This is a genomic window from Bradyrhizobium sp. HKCCYLRH2047 (assembly GCF_051168175.1).
Lineage (GTDB): Bacteria > Pseudomonadota > Alphaproteobacteria > Rhizobiales > Xanthobacteraceae > Bradyrhizobium.
Genome location: NZ_JBNPUM010000001.1, coordinates 818,823 through 827,536, shown reverse-complemented (window position 1 = coordinate 827,536; position 8,714 = coordinate 818,823). Strand labels below are relative to the sequence as shown.

The window sequence follows — 8,714 nt, the reverse complement described above, 5'->3', positions numbered from 1 at the left end:
GAACATTCAACGCCATCTCCAAGAGCCGCCAAGAAAACGAGAATACCAAGCGTTAATTTGGTAAGTTAGCGCCAATGAGAGAGACCCCTCACCCGACCGAGCTTGCTGATCTGTCCTACATGCCCTCTCCCACAAGGGGAGAGGGCGCAATGATGAGCACCTCTGATAGTTGCGCGACGCTTGAGACGCGCTTCCACCTCTCCATGCAACGCTGCTGTCTCTTCCCGCGTGTTGACATCACCGTCCATGCATCGATGATGTCCCGATAATGACAATATCGGGGAAGACACGCCATGACCCAGCCAGATCTCGTGATCCGTGGTGGAACCGTTGCCGATGGCTCGGGCGGCGAGCTGCGTGAGGCGGATGTTGCAATCGCGGACGGCCGCATCCTCGAGGTTGGCAAGGTCACAGCCTCAGGCCGCGAGGAGATCGACGCGCATGGCAAGCTGGTCACGCCCGGCTTCGTCGACGTCCACACCCATTACGACGGCCAGGTCACCTGGAGCCACGACATCTCGCCGTCGTCGCAGAACGGCGTCACGTCAGCGATCATGGGCAATTGCGGCGTCGGCTTCGCGCCGTGCCGGCCGGCCGATCATCAGCGGCTGATCCAGTTGATGGAGGGCGTCGAAGACATTCCCGAGCCGGTGCTCGAGGCCGGCATTCCCTGGGAATGGGAGAGCTTTCCGGACTACATGGAGTGGCTGGGCAAGCGTGAATTCGATCTCGACATCGGCGCGCAACTGCCGCATGCGGCGCTGCGCGTCTATGTGATGGGCGAGCGCGGCGCGCGGCGTGATCCCGCCACCGCCGACGACAACCGCGCGATGGCGGCGCTGGCGCGCGATGCGGTCAAGGCCGGCGCGCTCGGCTTCTCGACCTCGCGCACGCTCAACCACCGGACCTCGACCGGCGACTACACACCGACCTTGAAGGCCGGCGAGGACGAGCTGACGACGATCGCGCAGGCCATGCACGGCGCCGGCCGCAGCGTGCTGCAATTCGTGCTCGACATCTCGACCATCCATGAAGACCTGCCGATGATGCTGCGCATTGCCGAGGCAACGAAATGCCCGATCTCGTTCTCGGTGACGCAGAACGACCGCGCGCCGCAGCGCTGGCGGCAGACGCTGGCCGAGATCAACGCCGCCGCTGCGCGCGGCCTGTCGGTGACGGCGCAGATCGCGGCGCGTCCGGTCGGGCTGCTGCTCGGGCTGGAGCTGTCGCGTAACCCGCTGCAGACGCATCCGAGCTATCAGGCGATCGCGCATCTGCCGCTGGCGGAGCGCGTCACCCGGATGCGCGATCCGCAGGTTCGCGCGGCGATCCTGAGCGAGCAGGCCAGCGCGACCGACGACCCGCTGTTCTTCAAGCCGAACTACGACAAGATGTACCTGCTCGGCGATCCGCCGGACTATGAGCAGCCGCCCGAGCGGTCGCTCGGCGCCCAGGCCCGCGCCCGCGGCTGTCGCCCCGAGGAACTGGCCTATGACGCGATGCTGACGGACGGCGGGCGCGGCATGCTCTACGTGCCGTTCCTCAACTATTCCGACGGCAATCTCGATGCCACCTACGAGATGCTGCGTGACCCGCGCAGCGTGCCCGGCCTCAGCGATGGCGGCGCGCATTGCGGCATCATCTGCGATGCCAGCTTCCCGACCTATCTGCTCACGCACTGGACCCGCGACCGCAAGCGCGGCGACAGGCTGTCGATTCCGTTCGTCGTCGCCGCGCAGTCGCGCAAGACCGCCCTCTCCGTCGGCCTCGACGATCGCGGCCTGATCGCGCCGGGCTACAAGGCGGACGTCAATGTCATCGACTACGACCGGCTGCACCTGCATCCGCCGAAAGTGCATTACGACCTGCCGGTCGGCGGCCGCCGCCTGATGCAGGAGGTCGACGGCTACGACGCGACGATCGTGTCCGGCGTGGTCACGCGCCGCCACGGCGAGGCCACCGGCGCACGGCCGGGGCGGCTGGTCAGGGGAGCGCGCCGTGTGAGCTGAGACATCAACTGGCCGCGGCGACCGTCTCGGCGAGCCTCGCAAGCTCGGATCGTGCGGCCGAGTATTCGTTGAACCATGGCGGCAACGAGCGCAGGGCGATCTCCAGTGCCCGTGCGGCGTCGTCGTGGCGACCGTTCAAGAGATGCCACTCACCGATGTAGAAATAGGCTTCAGCCTGTTCGGGAGCCGTTGCGGTCGCATTCAGCACTTGCTGCGCCGTCGAACGCTCCATCAGCAGATCGAACACCGGTCCAGGCCACTGCGCCGCAGTCCAGCGCGATGCTACAGCGGCGAGGTCGGGCCTGGCGCGCCCCGGCAACCGGGCGAGCGACAGGTAAAGAAACAGAACCGCATAGGGATCGAACTCGAGCGCGAGCGATCTTTCCATGTCCCCTGCCGCGGCATCGAACCTGCCGCGGCAAAACTGAATATAGCCACGCCCCCTCTGCATGATGGGGTCCTTGGGGGCGAGGCCGATCGCCGTCGTGCTCTCGGCGATCGCGCGATCCGAATCGCCCTTCACGTGATGAAGGAACGCGAGTTCGCCATGAGCCGCGGCGACCCTGGGGTCGAGAGCGAGAGCTCGCGTCTGGTCATCAAAGGCGCCGTCCAAGTCGCCAAGGAGTTTCCGCGACACGCCCCGGGCGCCGAATGTCTGCGCGTTCGGCTTCAGCTTGAGGGCCAGGCCGAAATCCGCGATCGAACTGGCGTGGCTTCCCATGCCCTGAAGGGCGACGCCACGATTATGGTAGGCGTAATAGTTGCGCGGGTTGAGCTGGATCACCTTGCTGAAGTGGAGGATGGCGCCTGGGAAGTCCTCGATCTTCAGGCATCGCGCACCGCGCCAGTAGTGCAGCATATGATAGAACAGGCGCATCGTGCAGGACCTCAGCAAGGATGAATGCGAGGCCGCCTCCTGATGACCCCCGGCAGGGGTTGTATCACGCAAATTCCGGCGCGGCAGCCTGCTGCGCCTGCAGGCGGGCGCGTTCGCTGTTCGGCCAGAGCAACGCCAGGCCGAGCAGGCCGGAGATCACCATGATCACCGCATTGATGGTGAAGCCGGACATGTAGCCTTCGAGCAGGCTGCCGGAGGCCTGGATCATCTTGCCCATCACCACCGGCGCCACGATGCCCGCCAGCGTATAGAGCGCGCCGTAGATCGCCATGGCGGCGCCGCGCTGCGTGACCGGCGTGAACTCGCCGATCATCGGCGGGCAGACGACGTAGATCGAGCCGCACAATCCCGATCCGACCACGAGCAGTGCGATCTTGGCCGACGCGGCGTCGACATGCGGCATCATCGCCATCAGGGCGCCGCCGATCACGAGCGGCGTCGCGCCGAGCACGCCGCGGGCGATGCGGGTGGACACGCCGCGCGCCATCAGCGTCTGCGACACGAAGCCCGTGGTCAGCACGACGCACGCGCCGAAGATCCAGGGCAGGATCGAGATGAAGCCGGCCTGCTGCTGCGAGAAGCCGAGCCCCTTCACCAGGAACGGCGTGAACCAGGTGAGCCCGAGCGACAGCGCCCAATAGGCGCCGAAGGTCGCGGCAACGCAGCCGACGAAGGTGCGCGACGTCAGCAATTGCAGATACGGGACGCGCTGCTCGCGCAGGCCGGCGAGCTCGACCTCGGCCAGCGGCCCTTCCTTGCCCAGCCACAGCCACGCCACGCTCCACATCAGCCCGACCACGCCGAGCGCGCCGAAGGCATAGTGCCAGCCGTGATTGACGATGATCCAGTTCAGCGCGGGCACTGCGAGGATGACACCGAACGCCGACCCCTGTGACAGGATCGCGGTCGGCATCGCCCGTTTCTCATCGGGAAACCATTTATAGACGGCGTGAACGGCCACGGATGCGGCGGGACCTTCGCCGGCGCCGAGAATGACGCGGCAGATCAGCAGCGTGGTGAAGCCGACGGTGCCGACCATCGGGAATTGCGCCACCGCCCAGATCAGCGCGAGCACCAGCAGCACCCAGCGCGTCGGCACCTTGTTGACGACGAAGCCGACGACGATGGCGGAGATCGAGAACAGGAAGAAAAAGGACGAGCCGAGCAGGCCGAACTGCTCGGGGTTCAGGTTGAGCTCGGTCATGATCGGCACGCCGGCGAGCCCGACCACGATCTTGTCGGCGAAGTTCACCAGCATGAACAGGAACAGCAGGAAGGTGATCTTCCAGGCGCCCTTCGGGGTCGCGCTTGCGCGGGATGTGCCCTTCAGCGTCGTCGGCGCGGCCATGGTCGTTCCCCGTTCTGTCATGATCCGCCCCTGTCATCCGGGCGTTTCGACGATGCTACCCACGAAGCGGCTTCGCAGGCAACCGGCTCGCGCGCCAAGTTGTTGCTGCAACGCGGGAATCCGCCCTCTTGGGCTGCATCGCGATACCCTCGCAACCTGATTGCGCGCGGCCGGCATCACATCGGCGGCGTCACGAAGAACGAGCAGGTGATGTTCGCGTTGGCCCTTGTTATGTTGTGACGCAACAACCCCGATCATGCTCGTGCTCAGCGTCCGTCATCTCACCAAATCCTATCGATCCGGCGGCGAGCCGATCCACGTCCTGCGCGGCGTCGACCTCGACGTCTCCTCCGGCGAGCGCGTCGCGCTGACCGGCGAATCCGGCTCCGGCAAGAGCACGCTGCTGCATCTCATCGCCGGGCTCGATGCCGCCGACGGCGGCGACATCCTGCTCGACGGCGCCTCGGTCGGCGCGCTCGACGATGCTGGACGCGCCGCGGTCCGGCGCGAGCGGCTCGGCCTCGTGTTCCAGCAGTTCAACCTGGTGCCGAGCCTGTCGGTGCAGGACAATCTCAGCTTCCAGGCGCGGCTGGCCGGTCGACATGATCCGGCGTGGCACACCGAGCTGGTCGAGCGGCTCGGGCTGAAGCCGTTGCTCAAGCGCTATCCCGAGCAATTGTCGGGCGGGCAGCAGCAGCGCGTCGCGATCGGCCGCGCGCTGGCGATCAAGCCGGCGCTGCTGCTCGCGGACGAGCCGACCGGCAATCTCGACGAAGACACTGCCGACGAGGTGTTGGCGCTGACGCGCGACCTCGTCGCGCGCACCGGCTGCGGCTTCCTGATGGTGACGCACAGCGCGCGGCTCGCGGCGATGCTCGACCGCCACGTCCACCTGCATGCCGGGCGCATCGCATGAGGCGCGCGCTGTGGATTCTCGCCGTGCTGCTCAGCCACTGGCGCCGGCATCCGATGCAGCTCGCGACCTTGCTGATCGGGCTGATCTCGGCGACCGCGCTGTGGAGCGGCGTGCAGGCGCTGAACCAGCAGGCGCGCAGCTCGTATGATCGCGCCGCGGCGATCTTCGGCGGCGCGCGCACGCCGATGCTGGTCGCGCGCGACGGCAAGATGCTGCCGCAGAGCGTATTCTCGGACTTGCGCCGCGCCGGCTGGCCGGTGTCGCCGGTACTCGAGGGCCGCGTGCAGATCGGCGGCCATTCGCTGCGGCTGCTCGGCATCGAGCCGTTCAGCATCCCCCGGGAGGTGGGCGATGCGCCGAGGGTCGGGCGCAGCGAGCTCGAGGCATTCCTGACGCCGCCGCATCGCACGCTGATCTCGCCGGAGACGCTGGCCGATCTCGGCCTCAAGGACGGCGCGACGCCGCGGCTCAGCAACGACGCGATGCTGCCGCCCGTGATGGCGCAGCAGCAGCTCGCGCCCGGCGTGCTCGTGGTCGATATCAGCGACGCGCAGCGGCTGCTCGACAAGTCCGGCCAGATTTCGCGGCTGCTCGTCGGCAAGGCGGCGGGCCAACGGCCGCCATTGCAGTCATTCGCCGGCGGCCGGCTGCAGCTCGTGCAGCCGGAGGCCGAGACCGACCTGGAGCGGCTGACCGACAGCTTCCACCTCAACCTCACCGCCTTCGGCCTGCTGTCCTTCGTCGTCGGCCTGTTCATCGTCAATTCCGCCATCGGCCTCGCCTTCGAGCAGCGGCTGCCGGTGCTGCGCACCTTGCGCGCCTGCGGCGTGTCGGCGCGGCAGCTCAATGGCGTGCTGATCGGCGAGCTCATCGGCTTTGCCTTGGTTGCGGGCCTGGCCGGACTGGTGTGCGGCTACATCATCGCCGCCGCGCTGCTGCCGAACGTAGCGGCATCGCTGCGCGGGCTGTATGGCGCGCAGGTGCCGGGCGAACTGAGCCTGCAGCCGGAATGGTGGCTTGCGGGCCTCGTCATCAGCATCGCCGGCGCGCTCGCCGCCGCGACCACGAGCCTGATCAAATCGATGCGGCTGCCGATCCTGTCCACCGCGCAGCCCTATGCGTGGCAGGAGGCGCAGCGGCGCTGGCTGCGCTTGCAGAGCGCCATCGCGCTCGCCTTCTTCGTCGCAGCAGGTCTGCTGCTGTGGCTCGGACAATCGCTGCTGGCCGGCTTCGGCGTGCTCGCGGCGATGATGCTCGGTGCCGCGCTGCTGCTGCCGGCGGTCCTGGAGCTCGTGCTGCGGCTCGGCGAGCGCGGCGCGCGGACGGCGTTGGCGCAGTGGTTCTGGGCCGACAGCCGCCAGCAGATCTCGGGCCTGTCGCTGGCGCTGATGGCGCTGCTGCTGGCGCTCGCCGTCAATGTCGGCGTCGCGACGATGGTCGAGACCTTCAGCCGCACCTTCCTGGTCTGGCTCGACGGCCGGCTCGCCGCCGACGTCTACATCAGCGCAGCGGATGAGGCGCAGGCGCGCGAGATTCAAAGCTGGCTGCGTACACGGCCTGAGGTGCAGGCCGTGCTGCCCGGCGGCCGCGCCGAGACGCAGTTGGCGGGCGCGCCGATCGATGTGCTCGGCCTGCCCGATCACGACACCTATCGCGCGCACTGGCCGCTGCTGCAGGCCGACGCCAACGCGTGGAAGCAGCTGGTGCGCGGCGACGCAGGCTTCGTCAGCGAGCAGTTGGCGCGGCGGCTCAATCTGTCTGTCGGCGACAGCATCGACCTCGCCGCGCCGACCGGCGATTGGCGCATCACTATCGTGGGGATCTATGCCGACTATGGCAATCCGAAGGGCCAGGTCACGGTCAACGTCGCCGCGCTGACGCGGCGCTTTCCGGCGACGCCGATCACGCGCATGGCCGTCCGCGCGGCGCCGGCCGACGTGCCGGGGCTGATCGCTGCTCTCACCGACAAGTTCGGCCTGGACGGCCGCAATGTCATCGACCAGGCGACCGTGAAGCAGGAGTCGAAGCAGATCTTCAACCGCACCTTCGCGGTCACCGGCGCGCTCAACACCTTCACGCTGGGCGTCGCGGCGATCGCGCTGCTGACCAGCCTGCTGACCCTCGCGAACTCGCGGCTGCCGCAGCTTGCCCCCTTATGGGCGATCGGGCTGACGCGGCGGCGGCTCGCCGAAGTGGAGCTGTTGAAGACGCTGTCGCTCGCCGGCCTGACCGCGCTGCTGGCGCTGCCGCTCGGGCTGGTCGTGGCGTGGTGCCTGATCGCGATCGTCAACGTCAAGGCGTTCGGCTGGCGGTTGCCGTTCGACGTGTTTCCGCTGCAGCTCATCCGGCTGCTGATCGTCACGCTGGTGGCGGCGGTGATCGCCTCGCTGCTGCCGGTGCTGCGGCTGGCGCGGATGCAGCCGGCCGATCTGGTCAGGACCTTCACCATTGAGCGCTAGAGCGATCATCACGCGGCGCGGGCTGATCGGCGGGCTCGGCCTGCTGGCGCTGCCGCGGCTCGCGCGCGCGCAGGGCTTTGCGGGCCTGAGCGACAGCGCCGAGGGCTTTGCGCCGGTGACGCCGGGACGAGAGTTCAGCTTCCCAGCTGACCACGGCCCGCACGACGATTTCCGCATCGAATGGTGGTACGTCACCGCGAATCTCAGCGACGCCAGCGGCAAGGCCTACGGCCTGCAATGGACGCTGTTCCGCTCGGCGGCGCGGCCGGGGCCGCAAGGCGAAGGCTTCGACAATCAGCAGCTGTGGATGGCGCATGCCGCCGTGACGCGCGCCGACAGCCACCGCTCGACGGAAAAGTTCGCGCGCGGCGGTGTCGGCCAGGCCGGCGTCGAGGCCAAGCCGTTCCAGGCCTGGATCGATGATTGGCAACTGCGGGGCACCGCCGCAACCGACGATCGAGCGCTGGCGCCGCTCGACATGCGCGCCGCGGGACCGGACTTCTCCTACGCGCTGCATCTCGAGGCCGATCGTCCCGTGGTGCTGCAGGGCATCGGCGGCTACAGCCGCAAATCCGAGCGCGGCCAAGCGTCCTACTACTACAGCCAGCCGTTCTACCGCGCCCGCGGCCGCATCAGCTTCGACGATCAACCGGTCGAGGTCTCAGGCCAGGCTTGGCTCGACCGCGAATGGAGCAGCCAGCCGCTGGCCTCCGACCAGAGCGGCTGGGACTGGTTCGCGCTGCATTTTTCCGGCGGCGAGAAGCTGATGCTGTACCGGATGCGGCAGGGCAATGGCGACTACATTTCGGGCACCTGGATCACGGCCGACGGCGCCTCACACGCGCTTGGTCCCGGGGGCATCGTGATGACGCCGAAGGACGTCGTTGCGATTGGCGAACGCCGACTTCCGGTCGGCTGGCGCGTCGAGATCGCCGCGCTCGGCATCGCCATCGACACCGCGCCGCTCAACCCCAAGGCCTGGATGGGCACCCGCGTGCCGTATTGGGAGGGACCGATCAGCTTCAAGGGCAGCCACACCGGGGTGGGCTATCTCGAGCTGACGGGATATTAACAGGCCGTCATC

The 8,714-nt window shown here is 67.8% G+C and carries 6 protein-coding genes; 4 read left to right on the top strand and 2 right to left on the bottom strand.

The features are described 5' to 3' along the window. The first annotated feature begins 293 nt into the window (after positions 1-293). Positions 294-2,009 carry an N-acyl-D-amino-acid deacylase family protein gene (locus ACQR1D_RS03605; RefSeq protein ID WP_315801656.1) on the top strand — a complete coding sequence of 572 codons (1,716 nt, stop codon included), beginning with the start codon at positions 294-296 and terminating at the stop codon, positions 2,007-2,009. A gap of 4 nt (positions 2,010-2,013) precedes the next feature. Here ACQR1D_RS03605 and ACQR1D_RS03600 read toward each other — a convergent pair whose 3' ends face one another. Then, positions 2,014-2,886, bottom strand: coding sequence for a tetratricopeptide repeat protein (locus ACQR1D_RS03600; protein ID WP_434838145.1), 873 nt, complete (start codon positions 2,884-2,886; stop codon positions 2,014-2,016). A 64-nt stretch (positions 2,887-2,950) separates the two neighbouring features. Continuing rightward, the gene (locus ACQR1D_RS03595; RefSeq protein ID WP_434838213.1) at positions 2,951-4,255 is read right to left on the bottom strand and encodes an MFS transporter; all 1,305 of its coding nucleotides are present in this window, start codon (positions 4,253-4,255) and stop codon (positions 2,951-2,953) included. A 256-nt stretch (positions 4,256-4,511) separates the two neighbouring features. Here ACQR1D_RS03595 and ACQR1D_RS03590 point away from each other — a divergent pair, with 256 nt between their 5' ends. From ACQR1D_RS03590 to ACQR1D_RS03580, 3 genes are read left to right on the top strand one after another with little or no spacing between them, the layout of a single operon-like run. After that, positions 4,512-5,171: an ABC transporter ATP-binding protein gene (locus ACQR1D_RS03590; protein ID WP_434838146.1), complete on the top strand. Its 660-nt coding sequence runs from the start codon at positions 4,512-4,514 to the stop codon at positions 5,169-5,171. Further along, a complete protein-coding gene (locus tag ACQR1D_RS03585; protein WP_434838147.1) occupies positions 5,168-7,630 on the top strand; it encodes an FtsX-like permease family protein in 2,463 nt (820 codons plus the stop codon). Before ACQR1D_RS03590 ends, ACQR1D_RS03585 begins: the two co-directional genes overlap by 4 nt. Further along, positions 7,620-8,702 (top strand): lipocalin-like domain-containing protein, encoded by a 1,083-nt coding sequence (locus tag ACQR1D_RS03580; RefSeq protein ID WP_434838148.1) that lies wholly within the window; start codon positions 7,620-7,622, stop codon positions 8,700-8,702. Before ACQR1D_RS03585 ends, ACQR1D_RS03580 begins: the two co-directional genes overlap by 11 nt. The last annotated feature ends 12 nt before the right edge of the window (positions 8,703-8,714 follow it).

What these genes read in the sequence shown, in the direction of transcription:
- ACQR1D_RS03595 (WP_434838213.1), bottom strand. Translation starts at nt 4,255, where the DNA reads ATGGCCGCGCCGACGACGCTGAAGGGCACATCCCGCGCAAGCGCGACC.
- ACQR1D_RS03590 (WP_434838146.1), top strand. Translation starts at nt 4,512, where the DNA reads ATGCTCGTGCTCAGCGTCCGTCATCTCACCAAATCCTATCGATCCGGC.
- ACQR1D_RS03605 (WP_315801656.1), top strand. Translation starts at nt 294, where the DNA reads ATGACCCAGCCAGATCTCGTGATCCGTGGTGGAACCGTTGCCGATGGC.
- ACQR1D_RS03585 (WP_434838147.1), top strand. Translation starts at nt 5,168, where the DNA reads ATGAGGCGCGCGCTGTGGATTCTCGCCGTGCTGCTCAGCCACTGGCGC.
- ACQR1D_RS03600 (WP_434838145.1), bottom strand. Translation starts at nt 2,886, where the DNA reads ATGCGCCTGTTCTATCATATGCTGCACTACTGGCGCGGTGCGCGATGC.